Annotated in this window: 18 protein-coding genes; 6 read left to right on the forward strand and 12 right to left on the reverse strand. The window is 69.4% G+C overall.

Features of this window, described 5'->3' with window-relative positions:
* Positions 1-127 precede the first annotated feature (127 nt).
* On the reverse strand, positions 128-1,684 hold the full coding sequence (locus tag CEG14_RS13225; protein WP_179280594.1) for a carboxylesterase/lipase family protein: 1,557 nt from the start codon (positions 1,682-1,684) through the stop codon (positions 128-130).
* A 210-nt stretch (positions 1,685-1,894) separates the two neighbouring features.
* On the opposite strand from CEG14_RS13225, the gene CEG14_RS13230 reads away from it, so the two are divergent.
* The 4 genes from CEG14_RS13230 to CEG14_RS13245 all read left to right on the forward strand — a co-directional run bounded on the left by CEG14_RS13230 (position 1,895) and on the right by CEG14_RS13245 (position 5,129).
* The gene (locus CEG14_RS13230) at positions 1,895-2,800 is read left to right on the forward strand and encodes a LysR family transcriptional regulator (protein ID WP_094826804.1); all 906 of its coding nucleotides are present in this window, start codon (positions 1,895-1,897) and stop codon (positions 2,798-2,800) included.
* 128 nt (positions 2,801-2,928) lie between these two features.
* Positions 2,929-3,672 (forward strand): SDR family oxidoreductase, encoded by a 744-nt coding sequence (locus tag CEG14_RS13235; protein ID WP_094826805.1) that lies wholly within the window; start codon positions 2,929-2,931, stop codon positions 3,670-3,672.
* A 15-nt stretch (positions 3,673-3,687) separates the two neighbouring features.
* Positions 3,688-4,182: a DUF1097 domain-containing protein gene (locus CEG14_RS13240; RefSeq protein ID WP_094826806.1), complete on the forward strand. Its 495-nt coding sequence runs from the start codon at positions 3,688-3,690 to the stop codon at positions 4,180-4,182.
* 23 nt (positions 4,183-4,205) lie between these two features.
* Complete coding sequence (locus CEG14_RS13245) at positions 4,206-5,129, forward strand: SDR family oxidoreductase (RefSeq protein WP_094826807.1); 924 nt, start codon at positions 4,206-4,208, stop codon at positions 5,127-5,129.
* 35 nt (positions 5,130-5,164) lie between these two features.
* Here CEG14_RS13245 and CEG14_RS13250 read toward each other — a convergent pair whose 3' ends face one another.
* From CEG14_RS13250 to CEG14_RS13280, 7 genes are all read right to left on the reverse strand, one after another.
* Positions 5,165-5,584, reverse strand: a complete 420-nt coding sequence (locus tag CEG14_RS13250) for a hypothetical protein (protein ID WP_094826808.1) — start codon at positions 5,582-5,584, stop codon at positions 5,165-5,167.
* A 105-nt stretch (positions 5,585-5,689) separates the two neighbouring features.
* The gene (locus tag CEG14_RS13255) at positions 5,690-6,184 is read right to left on the reverse strand and encodes a hypothetical protein (protein WP_094826809.1); all 495 of its coding nucleotides are present in this window, start codon (positions 6,182-6,184) and stop codon (positions 5,690-5,692) included.
* Complete coding sequence (gene pgaC / locus CEG14_RS13260; protein ID WP_094826810.1) at positions 6,177-7,436, reverse strand: poly-beta-1,6-N-acetyl-D-glucosamine synthase; 1,260 nt, start codon at positions 7,434-7,436, stop codon at positions 6,177-6,179. The genes CEG14_RS13255 and pgaC overlap by 8 nt, the downstream gene beginning before the upstream one ends.
* Positions 7,433-9,583 (reverse strand): poly-beta-1,6-N-acetyl-D-glucosamine N-deacetylase PgaB, encoded by a 2,151-nt coding sequence (gene pgaB, locus CEG14_RS13265; RefSeq protein ID WP_094826811.1) that lies wholly within the window; start codon positions 9,581-9,583, stop codon positions 7,433-7,435. The genes pgaC and pgaB overlap by 4 nt, the downstream gene beginning before the upstream one ends.
* Before the next feature lie 12 nt (positions 9,584-9,595).
* On the reverse strand, positions 9,596-12,079 hold the full coding sequence (gene pgaA / locus CEG14_RS13270; RefSeq protein ID WP_179280595.1) for a poly-beta-1,6 N-acetyl-D-glucosamine export porin PgaA: 2,484 nt from the start codon (positions 12,077-12,079) through the stop codon (positions 9,596-9,598).
* Positions 12,080-12,571: 492 nt separating this feature from the next.
* A complete protein-coding gene (locus CEG14_RS13275; RefSeq protein WP_143277208.1) occupies positions 12,572-13,159 on the reverse strand; it encodes a hypothetical protein in 588 nt (195 codons plus the stop codon).
* A gap of 14 nt (positions 13,160-13,173) precedes the next feature.
* The gene (locus CEG14_RS13280) at positions 13,174-13,875 is read right to left on the reverse strand and encodes a hypothetical protein (RefSeq protein WP_094826814.1); all 702 of its coding nucleotides are present in this window, start codon (positions 13,873-13,875) and stop codon (positions 13,174-13,176) included.
* 91 nt (positions 13,876-13,966) lie between these two features.
* On the opposite strand from CEG14_RS13280, the gene CEG14_RS13285 reads away from it, so the two are divergent.
* On the forward strand, positions 13,967-15,151 hold the full coding sequence (locus CEG14_RS13285) for an HNH endonuclease (protein WP_094826815.1): 1,185 nt from the start codon (positions 13,967-13,969) through the stop codon (positions 15,149-15,151).
* 26 nt (positions 15,152-15,177) lie between these two features.
* On the opposite strand, the gene CEG14_RS13290 is transcribed toward CEG14_RS13285, so the two are convergent.
* From CEG14_RS13290 to CEG14_RS13305, 4 genes are all read right to left on the reverse strand, one after another.
* Positions 15,178-15,864, reverse strand: coding sequence for an imm11 family protein (locus CEG14_RS13290; protein ID WP_094826816.1), 687 nt, complete (start codon positions 15,862-15,864; stop codon positions 15,178-15,180).
* Positions 15,864-17,054 carry a hypothetical protein gene (locus CEG14_RS13295; RefSeq protein ID WP_256985681.1) on the reverse strand — a complete coding sequence of 397 codons (1,191 nt, stop codon included), beginning with the start codon at positions 17,052-17,054 and terminating at the stop codon, positions 15,864-15,866. Before CEG14_RS13295 ends, CEG14_RS13290 begins: the two co-directional genes overlap by 1 nt.
* A gap of 215 nt (positions 17,055-17,269) precedes the next feature.
* A complete protein-coding gene (locus CEG14_RS13300; RefSeq protein WP_094826818.1) occupies positions 17,270-18,037 on the reverse strand; it encodes an SDR family NAD(P)-dependent oxidoreductase in 768 nt (255 codons plus the stop codon).
* A 280-nt stretch (positions 18,038-18,317) separates the two neighbouring features.
* Positions 18,318-19,115, reverse strand: a complete 798-nt coding sequence (locus CEG14_RS13305; RefSeq protein ID WP_094826819.1) for an NADPH-dependent F420 reductase — start codon at positions 19,113-19,115, stop codon at positions 18,318-18,320.
* Between the two features lie 165 nt (positions 19,116-19,280).
* Here CEG14_RS13305 and CEG14_RS13310 point away from each other — a divergent pair, with 165 nt between their 5' ends.
* Positions 19,281-20,192: a LysR family transcriptional regulator gene (locus CEG14_RS13310; RefSeq protein WP_256985682.1), complete on the forward strand. Its 912-nt coding sequence runs from the start codon at positions 19,281-19,283 to the stop codon at positions 20,190-20,192.
* Positions 20,193-20,210 lie beyond the last annotated feature (18 nt).

Genomic DNA, 20,210 nt, shown 5'->3' on the forward strand with positions numbered 1-20,210 from the left:
TTCGCAAAATGCGAACGCGGCACGCGTCGCGCCTTCCGGCGCGTGCCGCGCGCGGCGGCCCCGGGCGCACAGCGACCGGCGGTGCGAGCCGCCCCTGGCCCCGCGGGTCCGCGCGCTCGCGCGCGCCTCAGTGCCGTTGTGCGGCGTAGAAGTCCTCGATCACGTCCCAGCGCGCCCGCGCCTGCGCGTCGAGGCGGTCGGGACCCTTGCCGAACACGTGCACCGGCGTCTGCCCCGGCGTCACCGGCCGCCATCCCTTCAGGCCGGCGCCGTTCGGATCGCCGCTGGCGGCAAAGCGCGTCCATGCGCCCCCCATCGCCGCCGAGACCTGCTCGTCGGCCGCGCCATAGGGCTTGTGCTGGCCGCGATGCGACGCCGCCAGCGTGCCGAACACGAATTGCAGCTCGGCCCCGTGCACGGGCAGCTTGCCGTCGCCGTTGCGGTCGTGGGCGTAGACGTAGCGCCATGCGGGTACGCCGTCGCGCGCCAGGATGCGCAGCAGCGCGCGGGTGCCGTAACGGAACTGCAGGTCGCCGTAGAGATCGGACAGCACGGGCTTGACCTCGGCGTCGGTCGCGGCGGCATAGGCTTGCGCCGCGCGCGCCTCGAATCCCGGGAAGGTGCGGGCCACGTAATCGGCCAGGCCTGCCGGCGTGGCGATGGCCATCTTGCGCGCCGCGCCCCCGCCCTCGTCGGCGTTGCTGCCCACCAGCACCGGCACGTGCACGTAGTCGCCGGCCGCGTAGGCCTCGTAGTCGGGCCGGGGAACCAACGCGCCATCCACGGTGAGCCCCGGCAGCGCGGGCTCCGTCAACACCGCCGCGCGCGGCAGGCTTTTCTGGCGCGCCACCAGCTCGGCCGCGGGCAGGCCGCGCAACGCGGCCACGTCCGGCCCCACCAGCTCGCCGAACCGTTCCGCCTGCGCCAGGCTCGCGACCGGCCGCATCACGCCGACGCTCTGCATGATGGCGCGCGCATAAAGGCCCCGGCTCGAAGGCGTGACCAGCATCGTGCTGATGGCGTGCGCGCCCGAGGACTGGCCGAACACCGTCACGCGCGCCGGATCGCCGCCGAACGCCGCGATATTGCGCTGGACCCAGCGCAGCGCCGCCAGCATGTCCATCAGGCCGTAGTTGCCGGAAGCGTGCGTGGGCGATTCGGCGCTCAGCCCGGGATGCGCCATGAAGCCGAGCAGGCCCAGGCGGTAGTTGACCGTGACCACCACCGCGCCGCGGCCGGCCAGCGCCGCGCCGTCATACGAGGGATGCGAACCGGAGCCGTAGCGGAACCCGCCCCCATGGAACCAGACCATGACGGGCAGCCGCGCCTGCGGCCGGTGCGCGGGCGTCCAGACGTTGAGGAACAGGCAGTCCTCGCTCATGCCGCCGCCGCGCAGCTCCGGATACTCGGCCGGCTGCACGCAATCGGCGCCGAAGCGCGTGCCGTCGCGCACGCCCTTCCAGTGCGGCGCGGGCCCGGGTGGGCGCCAGCGCAGGGCGCCCAGCGGCGGCGCGGCATAGGGAATGCCGCGGAACGCGACCACCCCGCCCGCGGTCCCGGCCAGGCCCGCGATGCGGCCGCCCTCGGTCTGCACCGCATCGGCGCTGCCTGCCCGCGCGGGTCCGAAAGTGAAGGGGGACAGCGAGACGAGCGTGGACAGCAACACTGCGGGGATGGTGCGCATGACAGACTCCTTTCCGAGAGAGCGGGCCAGGGGACCGGCGCGGCGGCGGCGCCCGTTGCCGCCCGCGAGCCGGCCATGCCTGAGGCCGCTTTCCGCGCCGTGTTCGGGTTTTGCGAACGCAGGCAATCTAATATCTGCATTTCCGCGCCAGAATCCCTGTTCCGGCATGCCCCTTTCGCACAATGCGAATGCCTCCGCCTCGAGACCGCCATGGCCCACGACCTCATCAATCCGGCCCGCATCGACTTCGTGACCCTGCGGCTCTTCTGCGCCGTGGCGCAGACGGGCAGCCTCACCAAGGGCGCGCAGCGCTGCCACCTGGCGCTGTCGGCGGCCAGCCGGCGGATTGCCGACTTCGAGCTGGCGTCGCGCGCCACCCTGCTGGAACGCAGCTCGCAGGGCGTGCGGCTCACCCCGGCCGGCCACGTGGCGCTGCAGCACGCGCTGCGGCTGTTCCAGGGATTCGAGCTGTTCAGCAACGAGCTGAGCGAGTATTCGAGCGGCTCGCGCGGCCATGTGCGGCTCTGGGCCAACATGTCCGCCCTGGTCGAGTTCCTGCCGGGCGCGCTGGCCGGCTTCATGGCCGACCATCCGGACACCCACGTCGAAGTGGAGGAACAGCTGTCGGGCGACATCGTGCGCGCCCTGATCGACGGCATCGCCGACGTCGGCATTTTCGTTGCGGACGCACCGACCGACGGGCTCGCCGTGCGCCCCTTCCGCCGCGACGAGCTGGTGGTGCTGACCGCCGCGCGCCATCCGCTGGCCAGACGCCGCCGCGTGTCGTTCTCCGAATGCCTGGCCTACGACTTCGTCGGCCTCAATCGCGGCAGCTCGCTGCTCAACCTCATCACGCGCAGCGCGCAGGAAGCCGGCGCCACGCTGCGGCTGCGCGTGCAGGTGCGCAGCTTCGACGCCATGTGCGAAATGATCGCCGCCGGCCTCGGCATCGGCGTGCTGCCGCTGGGCGCCTGCGCCCGCCGTCTCGAGGTGAGTGGCCTGAAGGCCTTGCGCCTGACCGACGCCTGGGCCTCGCGCGACCTGCTGCTGGCCACCCACGCCGCCCGCCCGCTGAGCGCGGCCACGGCGCAGCTGGTGCGGCATCTGGAAGCCTGAGCCTGGGGCGACGTCAGGCGGGCCAATTGTTAATGCAATTGGAATGATGTTCGCAATTTCCGCCCAATTATCTTTCCGGCGGAACAGCCCAGAATCCTTTTCACCCCCACCCGAAAAGGATTCCGACCATGAACCTCCCCACCGCCTCCCGCGTTGCCCTGGTCACCGGCGCCTCGCGCGGCATCGGCGCCGCCATCGCGCGCCGGCTCGCGGCCGACGGCTTTGCCGTCGCCATCAACTATGCGACCAACGCCGCCGAAGCCGAGGCATTGGCGGCCGCGCTCACGCGGGACGGCGCGCGCGCACTCGCCGTGCAGGCCGACGTGTCGCGCGCCGACCAGGTGGCCGCGCTGTTTGCCGCCGTGGCGGCGGGACTGGGCCCTGTCGACGTGCTCGTCAACAACGCCGGCATCCTCAAGGCCGCCCCGCTGGCGCAGACCAGCGACGCGCAGTACGCGCAGTATTTCGCCATCAATACACAGGGCGTGTTCAACACGCTGCGCGAGGCCGCGACCCGCTTGAACGACGGCGGCCGCGTCATCAATCTGTCGAGCACCACGCTGGCGCTGAACCTGCCGGGCTACGCGATCTACAACGGCACCAAGGCCGCGGTGGAAGCCTTCACCCGCGTGTTCGCCAAGGAGCTGCGCGGCCGCCGCATCACCGTGAACGCGGTGGCGCCGGGCCCGGTGGCCACCGCGCTCTTTCTCGACGGCAAGAGCGAAGAACAGGTGCGCGGCTTCGCGCAGATGTCGCCGCTCGAGCGTCTGGGCCAGCCGGAGGACATCGCGGGCGTGGTGGCGTTTCTCGCGGGCCCGGACAGCGGCTGGATCAACGGACAGGTCGTGCGCGCCAACGGCGGCGTGGCCTGAGCCCGGGAGATCCATATGAGCCACCGTTCCGTCTCCCCCCGCCGCTACGCCGTCGTGACCCTGGTCGCCGCCCTAACCGCCTCGCTCGCCGCGGCCAGCGCGCTGCTGGCGGGCCTGCCGGTGTGGGCCATGTTCATCGGCTGGATCGCCTTCTTCACGCGCGGCCTGACGCTGCGCGCCACGTTCGACAACCTGGCCTGCGTCTGGCTCGGTCTCGCGATCGGCGCCCTGGCGGCGGCCAGCGTGGCCGCGTTGACACCCGCGCTCGGCCTGGCTTTGGCGCTTCCGCTGGTGGTGTTCGTGGTCGCGCTCGGCGTGGTGGCGCTGCGCGGCCTGCCCGCGCTCAACAACCTGCTGGCCTACTTTCTCGGCCTCGTCGCCTGGTTTGCCGCCCATCTCGAACCGTCGCTCGAACAGATCGCCCACCTGGGCGGCGCGAGCGCCATCGGCTCCTTCGCCGGCTGGATTTCCCATCACGCGCCGCAGCGCCTGATGCCGGCCCGCGCCTGAACCTGAGTCCAAGGAGATCGCTCATGTCTCACGTCATCCTCGTCACCGGCGCGTCTTCCGGCTTTGGCCGCATGACCGCCCAGGCCCTGGCGCTGGCCGGCCACACCGTCTACGCCTCGATGCGCGACACCCAGGGCCGCAACGCGCCGCGCGTGGCCGAGCTGCGCCAATGGGCCGCCGATCACGAAGCCGATCTGCGCAGCCTCGAGCTCGACGTGCAGTCCGACGCGTCCTCGGCACACGCGGTGGCCCGGGTGCTGGCGCAATCGGGCCGGCTGGATGTGATCGTGCACAACGCCGGGCACATGGTGTTCGGCCCCGCGGAGGCCTTCACGCCGGCGCAGCTGGCGCAGCAATACGATGTGAACGTGCTTGGCACGCAGCGCGTGAACCGCGCGGCGCTGCCACAGCTGCGTCGCCAGGGCCACGGTTTGCTGCTGTGGGTCGGATCCTCGTCGACGCGTGGCGGCACGCCGCCCTTTCTCGCGCCGTACTTCGCCGCGAAGGCGGCCATGGACGCGCTCGCCGTGTCGTATGCGGCCGAGCTGGCGCGCTGGGGCATCGAGACCACCATCATGGTGCCGGGCGCCTTCACGCAAGGCACCAACCATTTCGCCCACGCCGGCAAGCCTGCCGACGCGGCGGTGGCGGCCGACTACGAGGCCGGCCCCTATGCCGGGGTGGCGGCGCAGGCGCTCGCCGGACTCGCCGGCCTGGAGCCGGACGACGCCGACCCGGCCCAGGTGGCGCGCGAAATCGTGCGCGTGGTGGACCTGCCCGCGGGCGCACGGCCATTCCGCGTGCACGTGGATCCGTCACAGGATGGCGCGGAGGTGGTCAACGCCGTGGCCGACCGGGTGCGGCGCGAGCTGCTGCGCGCCATCGGCTTGCAGGATCTGTTGCGCGCGACGCCGGGCGGAAGGGGCGCCGCGACGGCGCAGGCGTAGCGCGGGCGCAGCGCGGGCGCAGCGCCTGCGCGTGGTCAGGCCGCCTCGGCGCCCGACAGGTCGTCGAAGCCGACCAGATCGTCGCCGGTGAAGTTGGCCAGCACGCCGTAGGGCTGGCAGATCGGGAAGACGCCTTCGGCGAACAGGATCGACCAGGCGTCGCCGCCCCAGAAGGTGAGCTCCTCGCCCCAGACCAGCAGGCCGTTGGGGCCCACCTCTTCGGGCGCACCCAGCGTCTCCTGCAGGTGGCGCGCGGCCGCCAGCGAGAAGTCTTCGAGACGATCCAGGCGCTCGCGCACGAAGGCGGGATCCACGGTCAGCTGGCGCTGGGCATCGAGCAGAATGGTGAAGAACACCTCCTGTTCGCCCTTCTGCCAGGTGGCCTGGGCGTAGCCCTGCCCCTCGTCGTCGACGTTGATCGTCAGCGTGCCCAACGGCGTTTCGATATGTTCCATGACGTGCCCTGCCTCACAAATACGGTTCTGGTGCGGCCGGGGCGCATCGCCCGGCGCTCACCCAATAGTAGCGGCTTCCGGCGCCCCTTACCGCGCCGCGCGGGATCAGCGGCGCGGACGGCGGCGCACCGGCTCCGACAGCGGCTTGAGCACGGCGTCGCGGAACTGGCCGTCATCGTCGTGCATCGCCACGAGGCTGCGCGCGCGCTGCCACACCGACATCTGGCGCACCGGCACGCGCGCCACCGCGGCGAGCTCGTGCACGCGCACCGGCCGGGCCATCTCGGGCGTGTCGGCCTCCTTGTTCTCGTCGTCTTCGCGATGGCGCACCAGCCGCGCCACGATCAGCATCAGCGCCAGCAACGCCGCCACGCCGATGCCGCAATACAGCAGGAAGCGGCGGTCTGCGGTCGACTGGGCCGTGGTCATGAAGAAATCCCAGTACACGAAGAAGATGAAGCCGGCCCACACGGCCACCAGCAGCAGCGGCCGTGCGATGTTGAGCCAGAGCCAGCGGCAGGCGCCGGCCACCGGGCCCGCCACGCGCAGCCAGGTCGACAGCGGCAGGTCGGTGTTGTCGATGATGGGTTCTTTAGGCATCTCTCTCTCCTCTGTCCGGGCTGACCCAGACGGCTCTTTTGCCGCGCCGGCGCAACAGCACCGCCGGCACGGAGTACACGGTCGTCACCATCGTGATGAACCAGAAACCCAGCGGGTACCAGAAAGTCCAGAAGTAGTAGCGCAGCAGCGCCCGGTCGTACTTGCGGTCGACCAGCATACTGGTCAGGATCTGCAGCATGCAGGCCAGCGCCAGCAGCAGGCCATGCCACTGCGGCAGCAGGCCGACGCGCCAGGCGCCCGGCAGGCCCAGCAGGGTGCCCGCCACGCCGCCCAGCAGCACGCCGGCCATCAGGTAGGCCCACAGCACGCTCAGGCAGTACTCGGCGTAGATCGGCCACATGCGCCGCATCTCCCAGCGGAACACGCGCGGCGAATACTTGAACAGCGTCTGCACGCCGCCCATGGCCCAGCGCAGGCGCTGGCGCCACAGCCCGCGCAGCGTCTCCGGCGTCAGGATCCACGACAACGCGTGCGGCTCGTAGCCGATGCGCCAGCCGGCCAGCTGCAGCTTCCAGCTGATGTCGATGTCTTCGGTGAGCATCTCCGCGCTCCAGAAGTTCACGTCCACCAGCGCCTGGCGCCGGAACATCACGATCACGCCCGAGACGGTGAAGAGCCGGCCGTAGAGCTGCTGCGTGCGCTTGATCAGGCCGATGATGGACGAGAACTCGCCCACCTGCATGCGGCCCAGCAGCGTGGTGCGGCTGCGGATGCGCGGGTTGCCGGTCATCGCCGCGACCTTGCCGTCGCGCAGGAAGTGGCGCAGCAGCCAGGCGATGGCGTCCGGATCCAGCATCGAGTCGCCGTCGATGCCCAGCACATACTCACCCTGCGCCAGCAGCGTGGCCGTGGTCAGCGCCACCGCCTTGCCCTGGTTGTGGTTCTGGTGCACCACGCGCAGGCGCGGATAGCGCACGGCCAGCACGCTGAGCCTGTCGCCGGTGCCGTCGGTGCTGCCGTCGTTGACCGCGATCACCTCGTAGTTCGGGTAGTTCTGCGCCATCAGCGCGTCGATCACCTCGTCGACGTTGTCCTCCTCGTTGAAGCACGGCACCAGGATGCTGACTTTCGGCAGCGTGGGCAGCAGCGTCAGCGGATCGACGCCCTCGTTCTGGCCGCGCTCGAACTGGTAATAGTGCGCCAGGCCGCCCGTCATCCAGAGCCAGGCCATGCAGAACGGGTAGTAGAAAACATAGGCGAGCACGAAGCTCGTTGCGAGGTCCCAGTTCATCGTTGCGCGCCTCCCGGCGCGGCGGGAAGCGCATTGGGCTCGGCATGGGTCCAGCCGGGCGGCAGCATGTCGGCGGGCGGATCGATCAACGCCTCGGGTGCCGGCGCGCCGGGCGCGCGTGCGGGGTCGCGGAAGAAGTCGCGCCCGAGCGATTGCTGCACCGACAGATGCGGCTTCACCGCGGCCAGCGCCGGCTGGTCGTTGAGGAAGTCGTCGGGGTAGTAGCCGAGGTTGCGCACGCCGGCTTTGCGCAGCAGCGCAAAATGACGCGCCAGGACGGCATCGGGAATCGCCTTGCCGGTGCGCCAGTCGCGCGACTGCAGCTCGAACAGCGTGCGCGCGTTCGCGCCCGGCACCTGCGCCACCACGCGCGCCAGCTCGCGCAGCCAGACGTCGGGATCCGGCGCCTCCTCCATATAGGGCATGGCCTCCAGCGCCGTGTAGTCGTAGGCCTTCAGGAACGATTCGAAGTCCTGCGCGAAGCGCGCCTCCGAGCCGGGCTCCAGCATCGGCCGGGTGTACATGTTGCGCGCCGTGATCAGCACGGGATGCCAGCGGCGCAGCACCGTCGACAGCGCGTGGGTGAAGTCGATCAGCGCATCCGTCTTGGCGCGGGTCCAGCGCTGCATCGCCTCGGGCGAGGCACGGATGGCCGCCACGTCGGGCGGCAGGCCCCACGATGCGTAGGCCTGCAAGGCCGCCGGGCTGGCGTCCTCGTAGTCGTTGAACATGCCATCGTCGTGATACAGCACGCCCGCAAATGCGGCATGGCGGCCCAGGTCCTCGTAGATCTCCAGGATGGCCTGACGCGCCACCGGATCGAAGATCGACAGGCGACGATAGGTGTCGGCCGCGCCGGCGGGTGCGCCCGGCATCTGCCGCACCAGGCGGTCGGCCGCGGGATCCGAGGCCGGCAGCTTGAACGACGACACCGGCATCCAGGCGTAGACCCGCACCTGCGCCCGCGTGCTCAGCTGCCACGCGACCCGGTTGAACAGGTCGGCCCGCATCGGCATGCGGCGGCTCGGGAAATACAGCGCGTCGGCCACCCCGTCGCCGTCCGGGTCGGCGAAGGCCTGCAGGAATACGCTGCTGGGATTCATGCGCGCCACGCGGTCGAGCAGCAGCGACAGGTTGCGCTCCTGCTGCACCGGATCGGGGTCATACACATAGTCCAGGTCCACGTGCATGACGCGGTTGACCTCGATCTCGCCGGCGTGGCGCGGATCGGGCGAGCGCAGCTCGCGCAGCAGCTCGGGCCCCTCGTCCTGGTAGTTCATGAGGCCGCGCCGCATGTGCGAGAGCGGCACGTCGGGCGTGTTGGGGCCGTCGTCCAGCGTGAGCGTGATCGGCATGCCGGCCTCGCGCGCGGCGCCGACCGCCACCTCGTTGTACGAGCCGTAGGGCCAGACCAGCGCGCGCACGTGGGCGCCGGTCTGGCGTTCGATCTCCTGCTTGTTGCGCCGCAGGTCGGCAACGATGCGGGCACGATAGCCGGCCTCCGATTCGTAGCGGCCGGTCGCCGCGTTGTAGCGCTGCGCGGTGGCGGCCGGCAGCAGGTTGCCCTGCGGATTGGCCGGGATCCCGCGATGCAGCGCATGCGTGTGTCCGGCCAGCTCCACCCATCCCGACTGCGCCATCTCGCGCGCCTGCGCCCAGCTCAGGAAGCGCGCCCGCGGCAACGCGATGGCCTCCTCGCCGCCATAGAAGCGCGCGCCGGCCGGCGCGTCGATCCAGCCGCTCACGAGCGCCATCACCGCCGGGTATTGGAAGCGCTTGAGCAAGGGAAACACCACGGTATAGACGCTCTCGTAGCCATCGTCGAAGGTGAGCAGCACCGGCTTCGGCGGCAGGGCCGGCCCGCCTTCGCGCGCGGCGACGATCTGCGCCAGGCTCACGGGGTGGTAGCCCGCGCTGCGCAGCCAGGTGAACGCGGCCACCAGCGTGCTCTCGTCCACCGCGGTCGCGTCGGGCGAGGTCTCGAAGCTCGCGCGCACGTTCTTGCGCACGTCATGGAAAGTCAGCACGCGAAAGGTCTGGCCGTCGTCGGGATCGGCCGGGGGCAAGGGCTGGGCCGCCACGGTTGCGCTCGCAAGCATCAGGCATACGCACAGCAGCCGCACGAACGGGCGCATCAGATTCATCATTGATTGCTCCGTTCAGAGAAAAGGAATGGCGAGGTTCAGGTAGCCGGTGGTGCGGCGCTCGCGCTTGCCGTCGTACGGATGCCAGGCGGAGCCGATGCCGTAGGTGATGGTCCACCCCGGCCGGAAGCGCCATTCGTGCTCGTAGCGCAGGCCATACGTCGGCTCGGCGCCATAGCCAGACTGGCGGTAGCTGCCGGCGCTGGCATAGACCCGCTGCACCATCGTGCGGTCGTCGCGCTTCCAGGTGAGCAGCTGGTAGCGCGCCTCCAGCTCGACCGAGCCATCCGACTCGGGGCTGTAGTACGGCACATCCGACTCGCGATTGCGGCCGGCATCCGCGCGCAGCGTGGTCTGGAACTGCTGCGACGGCCCGCTGTACCAGCGCTCCGTCCACGCCGCCCCCACGGATTGGTTCTGGTTGCCGTCGGTGTAGCGCATGCGCTGGTAGCTCAGGTCGAAGCGGCGCGACTCGTTCACGATGTAGCCGAACGAGGCCTGCGCCTGGCTGCCGGCGATGCCCGCGTCGTAGGCGCGCCAGGGCACGTCCAGCGCATTGGTGTCGTACGACAGGCCGAGCTCGACGTGGTCGCCCCAGCGATATCCCGCCGTGGCCGCGACGCCGCCGTTGCGCGGGCCGCCGGTGTCGCGATGCGCCTCGCCCTCCAGCGTCCAGCCGCCCTGCTCCCAGCGCAGCCCGAGCCCGGTGCGCCCGCGCGTGGCCTTGCCGGCCGAGGTGTTGCCGTAGGCCCAGGCCTGGCGCGCGAAGATGCGCCACTGGTCGTCGATCAGGCCCGATTGCAGGCGGCTGTCGATCAGGAAGTCCTCGTCGGCGAGCGCGCTGGCATTGCTGCCCTTGCCATAGCTCGAGTCGATGGTGAGCGTGGGCGCGCGCATCGCGGCCTCGTCGCGCGCCGAATTGCGCACCTGCACCGAGTCCGGCTGCTCGGCCTGCAGGCGCGCCAGCGCCGCGCGGCCCACCGGGATCCGGCCGGTGGCCAGCAGCGTGTCGGCCTCGGCGCTGCGGATCGACACGGCGTCCGGGTGATCGGTGGCGGACGCCTGGACCAGCGCCAGCGCCGTGTGCGGCTGCTCGCGCGCCGCCGCCGTCCGGGCCTGCCCCTCGGCGAAGTCCACGTTGAACGGCGCCTCCTGCGTCAGCGCGGCATAGGTCTGTTCGGCCCGCGCAGGCTGGTCGGTGTAGAGGTAGTAGCGGCCGCGCAGGTCCTGCACCCGCGCGTAGTCGGGATTGGGGGTCTCCGGTTGCGGCGCCAGCCGGACCGTCGGCGGCGTGGCCGCCTCCATCTGCTGCAGCAGTTGATCGGCCTGGGTGAAACGCGCCGTGTCGATGTAGGCGTAGAACAGGCCTACGTGGGTGTCGCTCGGCATCGGCAAGCGGGTGCCGGCCAGGGCGATGGCGCGCTCGTACAGCGGCACGGCCAGATCGGAACGGCGCAGCCGCGCATACGAATCGGCCGCCGGCGCCAGGCCGTAGTACGGCACGTCCACGCCCTCGGCCGCGAGCGACGCGTACAGGTCCACACAGGCCTGGTCACGGCCGCGCGCGTTGAGCGCCACCAGCCGGTCGATGCGCACCCGCGCCTGCACGGCGCGCATGTCGGCGTCGGCGGGGTCGCCGATCTCGGCCAGCAGCGTGTCGGAGGCCGCGAGCGCTCCGTCGAGCGCCTCATGGCGGCCCGCGCCGCCCACGATGTCGCGTTGCTCGATGGCCCAGACGATCATCTGGCCCACCGCCTGCTGGCGGAATCCCATCACCTCCGCGGCGCTGAAAAGCGGCTGCTGGCCGGCCTGCGCGGCGCGCGCGTTGTCGGCACGCGCCTCGTCCATCGCCTCGCCGGCCGCGCCCCGGCGCGCGATCAGGAACACGTCCGCGCGCCGCGCGCTGCGGGAGTGCGGCTCGAGCGCCAGCGCACGGTCGTAGGCGTCGGAAGCCTCGCGCAGATTGCCGGCAAGCTCCTCGACCGCCCCGACCACCTCGGCCGCCGCGGCGCGCACGTCGCGCGGCGCAGCCACGTCGGCCTCGACGGCGGCAGCCAGGGCGCGCGCCACGTCGGGCGTCTGCGCGTCGAACGCATACTGCGCCCGGCGCAGCTGCGTCAGCGGACCCGGCGCGCGTTCGCGCAATGCGATGACCAGGCGCCGCTCGTCATCGAGCGCGCCCAGCCGTCGTGCGGCCAGGAACAGCGGGTCGAGCGCGTAGGCCGGCAGACTGGCGTAGCCGGTGCCCCGGGCCGCGTCCAGCGCCTCGCGGTCATGGCCGGCGCGGGTCTGCAGCGTGACATAGTCGGCCAGCACGCGTGCGCGTGCCTCCGCAGGCGGCGCCTCGCTGTCGGCGCGCGCCAGCCACTGTTCGAAGATCCGGGCGACGTCGTCAGGATGTTCGGCCGCGGTCTTGCGCACCAGGAAGTCGTGCAGCGCGCTGGAATACACCTGTTGCGCAGCAGCCGGCGCCGCGGCGCCTATCAATACCGAGGCCACGAGGCCGCTTACGGTGAGGGGAGAGAGTCGACAGCATTTTGGGAGTCCCAGCATCTTCTACCGCACGCATCGCACGATCCGCAGGACGCCAGCTCATCGATCGGGTAGAGCGGGAGCTGGCCGGCCTGCGCACACCCTGATGGCGTCGCACGACTGCGATGTTCGTTATTGGTTGTGCAGGAAAAGGTATCAGCGGGATTTCGCCAACATAGACAGCGAAGCCGACAAGGTGTGTAGCCGTGTTACGCCCGTGAGACGCTCGTCTATGGACGAACCTTCGGTTGCAACTGCCCCCTTCCCGACTGGGGCGTCGTTGCATTTCCTGCATTCTGCGCCGGGAGGTGCAAGGACTTGTTTCTTACATCTGGGAAGCGCTGCGGCGCGCGGGCCATCCACGCGAACGGCGCGCGGGTGAGCCGCCCACCCTGACCGCGGCCGCTCGGTTTCGTATCGTGCCAACAGGGGATATGCGGCGCATTCCGTGCGCCGGCTTCATCGGCGGGCGGCGAACAGCGCCTGCGGATGGTTGTTCAGATACGCGCCGTCCTGCCCGTCGTAGCGGGCCGCCGCATCGGCCCCGGCGATGAAGCCGGGCTCCGCGCGGCTGGCGAGCGCGCCGGTGGCGGCGTCCACGGCATACACCTTGGCGGCGCCCGCCTTCGCCGCCGCAAACACCGCCTTGGCAAAGGCGGCGGTGGCGGGATCTCCGGCAGGAATCGTGGCGCGGAGCTCGCCGTTGCGCAGGCCTTGCGGCATGTCGTCGTACGGTGCCGAACGCCACAGATTCACCAGGCCGGCGCCCACCATGGCATACGCCCAGCCTTGGCCGCCCGGATGAGGCGCCACGTACCGCGCATGAAACGCCGCCGCGTCGAAGCGGCTGCCGTCGACCAGCGTCACGCGCCGGCCGCGGCATGCCGCGGGCCAGCCCGTCACAAGCGGTGGCGCGGGCGTCTGCGGCTCCAGGCCCAGGTCCACGAAACGCGCGCTCGGCCAATGCGCCAGCACCGCAAGCGCGAAGGCCTGCTCGTCTGCCGGGGTCATGAAGACGCACAGTCGCTTGAGTGTCGAGGCTGCCATGATGGGATTGCGCCTCACGCCTGCAGAAAGCCCAGCGACCGCAACGCCGCGATCGCCGCCAGTTCCTCGTCGCGCCGCGCCTTCGGCGCACCGAGCGAGGCCGTGAGCAGCATCTGCTGCGCGTCGCGTTCATCGAAGCCCTGCAACACGCTGTGGGTCACCGGAAACGCCTTGGCGAACGCCGCGTCGAGGGCCGCGCTGCCGGGATAAGCGCCCTGCTTGTCCAGAATCACCTGCGACGCCGGGTCGCGCCGGATCAGGTGCAAGGGCACCCCTTCGCAGCGCAGCCCGAGCAGCCGCGCCTCGCTGATGTCGAGCGCCCAGTCGGTCTCGGCATAGAAGGCCGTCCGCGCCGCCTCGAACTGCGCGAGCAGCGTGGCGTCGGTGCAGAACGCCGTCGGCAGCAGATTGAGATTGAGCTTGCCGATCTTGCCCGCAAGCTTCACGCGCCGGAACATCGAGCCCCAGACCAGCAGGATCGGGTTGGTGGCAAGATCCTCGACCAGCACGTCCTCGAACACGCACGGCTTGATTTCCGAGTTCGCGACCCGGCATTTCGACACCGTCACCCCCTGCACCCGCGACATGCGTGCCGGAGACTTCACCATCGACAACCCGCAATTGTCGAACGTGCAATCGCGCAGGTGCAGATCGCGAAACCGCGAGCCGCCCTTGTCGAACGCCATTTTGAAGGTCGTGGTTTCGATTCTTTCCATGCTGCGCAATCCCGTCCATTCGTATAACGGGTGTTTTTGATCCGAGTAGACTTCGATATTATCTCGGACATTACATTGCCGGGAGACAGGCATGGCGGGAGACTGGACCGATGAGGAGCTTCGCGCTTCGGTCGAAGCCTACAAGTACATGCTGGATCGCGAACGCCAGGGTCTTGACACGAACAAGGCTGCCATCTATCGGAAGCTCGCGGGTAAGTATGGGCGCACCGCCAAAGCGTTCGAGTATCGAATGCAAAATATCTCCGCCGTGTACGCGGAAATGAGTCTAGCGTGGCTCACAGGCCTGAAACCGGCCCAGCATATCGGAGCTGAGGTGAAGCAACGAATCGGAGCAATGGTTCTAGACACCGAACCAAATCTGGAAGCGCTCATTCCCGCCGACCCAAATTCCAAATATAAGCATGGCGAGAAACCTACGTGGGAACTATGTCTTGACGCCGTCGTAGACTTGGGCGGCAGTGCGACGCGTAAGCAGGTCCGCGAGTGGATACTGGCGAGGCATCCGAACTACAACGAAAAGAATCTTGTCGCGCTCGAAATGCTCTCGGTTAATTCAAAGGCAAGAACCTCCTACACGACGAATGCGAAGCCGCGTCTGACGAACTCAGGCAATCGTTACGATCAGCTTTTCAAAATCAAAATTGCCGGGGTATCAACATTCGAGTTGTACGTGCCAGAGTTGCATGGCATCTGGGAGATCTTCCCGGATCCCACATCCGGCAACCGCCACCAACTCGGGATTCGACAGCGCTCTGATCCCATCAACACCACGGCGTCTTACCTCGGGACTTCCGATGACGCCACTGCATCATTCGATCCAAACAGCGTTGTAGACGCTAGACGAAAGGTAGTCGCGGAGATCTACCATCGGCGTGGCCAAAGCAAGTTCAGGAATACGCTACGCGGCGCATATCGCGACAAATGCGCCGTTACTGGTTGCGACGTGCTTGCCCTATTAGAGGCCGCTCATGTGCACCCCTACAAAGGTGCCCACACAAACGTTGCATCAAATGGATTACTTCTTCGCGCCGACATCCATACTCTGTTCGACCTCTATCTGCTAACGATAGACTCCTTCACGATGACTATCCTAGTAGCGCCAAGTTTGGCCGCGAGCGATTATGGAAATCTTGCAGGCATGCCCATCCGTCAACCTGCGGAAGCCGGGCTTCGCCTCAGCGTTGCTGCAATAGACTGGCACAGGGCACGTTGCGATTGGGCGGCACCGCCGATCGAGGAAGATCCAGGCAATTGAGTGAGCATGCACCTGCGGCCGTAAAACTAGAGCGCCGCCACGTCGCGCAGCTGCACCCCATCCAGCTTCGCCGCCGTCAGCGCATCGAACATCACGCGGTCGCAGATGGGGCCGGTGCCGAGCCGGTCCTGGATGAACACGTGCGCATCGCCGACGATCTCGGGCCGGAACACCAGGCTGCCGCCGCCGAGCACGCTGTATACCTTGTCCTCACGCTCGGCCACGAAATCCCATTCCGGCTTCACCTTGACGCGCGACGCCGGCACGTCGAGCGCATCGAGCATGCGCACCACCGCACACAGGTAACGCCTGGGCCCCGGCGAGCCATCGGGCAGGAGGTAATCGCAATCCGCGAAGGCAAAGCCCTGCGGATCGACGCGTTCGAATATCCGCTTCAACGGATCGGTGATGATCCAGATACCGGCCTTGATCTCGAAATCGCGCGGCGGCCCGCCCTCTTCCGGCACATGGCGCAGTTGCGGGCGCTCGGGATACGGGTCGGGCCTGCCGTCGGGCAGCTCCATGGTGTAGCGGCCGGGAAGAATCAGCCGCGCTTCGTTCGTGAACTCGAGCCCCGGCCCGATGCCGTCGCGCCAGAGGCTGGCGTCGAGCACGTAGTAGCGGCCCTCCTGCGCCTTCCCGCCTCCTGCCGCGGGCGCTGCGTCCGCCGGGATCTCCGCGCGGCCGAAACCCAGGCGCTGCCACCACCGCATCAATAGTCCCTCGATTCGTCGAACCATTGCAGGGCCTGCTCCTCGGTCACGCCCAGCCCGGCCACGTGCTCGAGCTGGCTGAACTGCCAGACCGCCTCGCCCACATCGTCGCGCTCGGCCGTCTCGATGCCCTTCATATCGTTGAAGTGGCGGGAAAACACCACGATGGCGGCGCGGACCTCGTCGGCCGAGCGCGCCTGCCGCAACGTCTCGAGCGCGCTATCGTAGGCTGCGTTTGCCGCCTTCGCGGCGCGGGCACTCCAGCCGCCGAACGGGCGGCCGTACTCGCTCTCCCACCACGCCGGCTTGCGCAGCTTCGAGACCGAAGCGTAATCCTGCCAGGCGCGCACCTTGGCGCGTGCCTTCAATTGCGCGCTCAGGCGTTTGCCGGCGGCCTCGTCGACATTGAACGCGATGAAGCGTTCGAGCAGCGGCCAGGTGTCGAGCGCCGGCAGGCCGTCGAGGTCGGGGCAGTAGCGAATTTCCAGCCCCTGGAGCTGCGACAGGCCGGCAATCGCATCCCAATCCGTGAAATTGCCAGACAGCGCAAGGCTTTGCAGCGACGAGAAGCGCGCGATCTCGCGCAATGACACGGGCTGCCCCAATGGACTTGCATACAGCCACAGCGAGCGCACGGCCTGCAGCGGGCCCAGGTCGGGCAAGGTATAGGCCGGCTGGCTGGCACGCCGGCCCAGCGACGGATGCAGCATGAGCGTGTCGGGCGTTGCGCCCGCAACCGCGATGCGCGAAAGATCGCCCGTCAGGCTCAGCGCGATGCCGGGCGGCAGCCGGAGCTCGAGCTCGCCCGCAAGCCCGTCGAGTTGCAGCGCCAGGGTGCGGATGCCTGCCCCACTGGCATCGACACGGCGGCGCTGCGCAAACGTCGGCACCCAGGTGAACTGCTCGATCTCGCGGCCCGCCGACCACGCGATGAAACCCTCGTCGTTGCCGTGATAGCGGAAGTGTCGCGGCCAGGGCGAACCCGCCGGCGTGGCGAACGGCTCGAACGCGCGCCAATCGAGACGGGCGTCATCCGCCACATGCAGGTCCGCCTTCTTGCCCAGGCTGGCCGGGCCGATCACCAGATCGCCGCGCCCCGCCTCCCGGGTCAGCAGGTGGCTCGCGGGCCCGGTCAGATCGAGCCGATAGCGGCCGGCGGCGGTATGCGAGCCGGCAGGCGCGCCGGTCACGGCGATGGGTTCGGACACAGACTCTCCCGTTGATGATGGCTGGGCGGCGCGGCCCGCAGGCCCGTGCGCCGGATTCCGCATCGCAGGATATCGCGAAAACCCCGGGCATGCCGAGCGCACCGCCCCGGTTGGCCCATCTCGTTGAGGGCGCAACCGAGGACGGCCCGCACAACACGGCCCGACGTCCACGGGTCCCCCGGGCGGCTGCAGGGTCTTCAGAGCTTGTAGCCGCCGCTCGCTTCGATCACCTGTGCCGTCACCCAGCGCGCCTCGGCCGTTGCCAGAAACGCCACGACGGCCGCAATGTCGGCGGTCTCGCCGAAGCGGCCCAGCGCCGTGTCGCCTTCGATTGCCGCCACCATGCCTGCGTCTTCACGCACGGCCGCGTTCATGTCGGTCCGCACCCAGCCTGGCGCCACCGCATTGACCGTGATACCGCGCGGCCCCAGCGCCATGGCGAGTGCGTGCGTCAGATTGTTGATCGCCGCCTTCGCCATCGAGTACACCGGCACGACCGGGAGCGGCCGCGTCGCGGCGGCCGACGACACATTGATGATGCGTCCGCCATCGGCCAGCCGGCTCAGCGCGGCCTGCACCATGAAGAACGGCGCCCGGGCGTGCACGGCGAAGAGCGCGTCCCACGCGGCGGGCGTGGCGTCCGCCAGGCTGCCCCAGCCCGCGTTGCCCGCGTTGTTGACCAGGATGTCGATGACGGGAGGTCTATGGCGGGCGGCGAGCTCCGCGTCAACGCGCTCGAGCAGCGCCGGAATCGCCGCCGCATCGGCAAGATCGGCCTGCAACGCGAACGCGCTGCCGCCGGCCGCCTCGATCGCGGCGACCGTCGCGTCGGCGCCGTCGCGACGCTGGTGATAGGTGATGGCCACCGTTGCGCCGTCGGCCGCCAGCCGCTCGGCAATCGCGCGGCCGATGCCGCGCGAGCCGCCGGTCACGAGCGCCGTCTTGTTGCGTAAGGATCGGGTCATGGATGTGTCCAGAAAAGCGAGGTTCGAATGGGAATCAGGGGCCGGGAGCCGTGTAGGGACAGGCCTTCAAGGCGCCCCCCGCCCCGGGGCGCGGGGTCGCACGGCGAAGCGCTGCTCCCGAGCCGTTGCGGCCAGCGCGCCACACTGCGCTCGTCACGCGGGGGAAGCAGCACAATGGCCGTTGCAGACGTTCGTCACGCGGCGAACGTTGCGCGGCACCCGTTGCATGGCGAACGTTGCATGGCGCCCGTTGCACGCGCCCGTTGCATGGCGCCCCCTCTCACACCGTGCCTGCGCTGGCGAGCTCGAGGAACAGCGCCACGTGGATCGGCGGCAGGCCTGCCAGCGTGCCGCCGATCGGCGCGGGCCGTTCGGTGCTGTTGATCAGCGCCAGCGCCGCTTGCGGCGAGATGGGGTCGCCGGGCTCGAGATAGGCGCGCTTGGCCGCGCGCTCGTCCAGCCCGGGAGCAATGGTGGGCGTATAGGGCCAGAAATAGATCGGCGTGTTGGGCTCGATGCGCCAGCTGTCGGCCAGCGCCCCCGCGTCGACCACGTCGTAGCCCACGGTTTCGAGGAAGCGCGTCACCGCGTCCATCGCCGCCGCATCGTCACCCGCGATCGGCAAGGTCGTGCGCCCCGCGTCGCCGCGCGGCCGGGCGTTGTGCTGCATGTGATGCCAGCCCAGGTTGTGCAGCCCCTTCACCACCCGCGCGCCACGCAGATGGCGCTGCACCAGCTCGCTGGAGGTCAACACCCCCTGGTCCAGGTCCGCGCGACGAAATTCGCCCAGGCCGGGGTAATAATTGGTCTGGTCGAGGACGACCTTGCCGGCGAAGCGGGCCGCCGGCAAGGTCTCGAACACGGCCAGCGGAATGGCGAGCGTCACAATTTCGCCAATTGCAATTGCCTCCTCCACCGTGCCCGCGCTTGCCAGGGGGCCGAGCTCCTCCACCAGCGCCGCCAGCGAGGCGGGCCCGCGCGAGTTGCTGATCACCACGCGATAGCCCGCCGCCACCGCCAGATGCGCCACCGCCTTGCCGACCAGGCCCGAGCCGATGATGCCGATTGTTTGTGCCATATCCCTTCCTTTTTCCAGGCGCGGCAGGCGGGCGTATCCCGCCCGCTTTTCGTCGCGCGATACCGCGCTGCGTTGGTTGACAGGCAAACCGCTGCCTGCATGCAGGGCACTGTAGATTTCGGCTCCGGATTGATAAATACGGCGCAAGGCCACACACTGTTGTCCATGAACGCATCAATCGACCTCGCCGAGATGCGAGCCTTCGTCGCCGTGGTGACGGACGGCTCCTTCACCACCGCCGCCGAGCGCCTCGGCACCGACAAGGCCCGCGTGAGCCGCGTCATATCGCGCATGGAGGCAAAGCTCGGCGCGCGCCTGCTCACCCGCTCCACCCGGCGGCTGAGCGTCACCGAGGTCGGCCGCGACTACTTCGAGCGCGCCGTCAGCATCCTCGCCGCGGCCGAAGCCGCCGAGGCGGCCGTGGCCCAGCAGACGCGCGAGCCCAAGGGGCTGTTGCGCATCACCGCGGGTTCGGAGTTCGGCCCGATGGTGGTCGACACCTGGATCGCCGCGTTCCTGAAACAGGCCGCCAAGGTCACGATCGAGGCGGAGTACACCAACCGCTTCGTCGACATCGTCCACGAAGGCGTGGACGTCGCGATCCGGGTGGGCACGCTCGCCGACTCGGGCCTGTCGGCCCGCAGACTGGGCGAGGTGCATTACGGTCTTTATGCCGCGCCCGCATACCTGCGGCGCAAGCCCGGGCTCGCCAGCGTCGGCACGCTGGACCAGCACGCCCTCATCATGAAGACGCGGCGCGGCCGGCCGGCATGGATGCTGCAGAACGGCCAAGAGCGCGCCGTCGTCACCGCGCCGCCGCGTGCCACGGTCAACAGCGTGATCGCCGCCAGGAACCTGGCCGCGGCAGGCCTGGGAATCGCGCAGTTGCCGCAGTTCATGGCTGCCGCCTGCGTCGCGGACGACACCCTGGCGGCGGTGCTGCCGGGCTGGGCGGAGGAGCCGGCCCCGGTGCACGCGGTGTTCGCGTCGAGCCGCTACATGGATCCCAAGGTGCGCGGCTTCGTGGATCTGTGCGTGGCCATGTTCGACCGTGAGGCCGCGCGGCGTCTCGCCTGAACGCCGCGTGGCACGTCG

It is taken from the genome of Bordetella genomosp. 1, from assembly GCF_002261335.1.
Taxonomy (GTDB): domain Bacteria; phylum Pseudomonadota; class Gammaproteobacteria; order Burkholderiales; family Burkholderiaceae_B; genus Bordetella.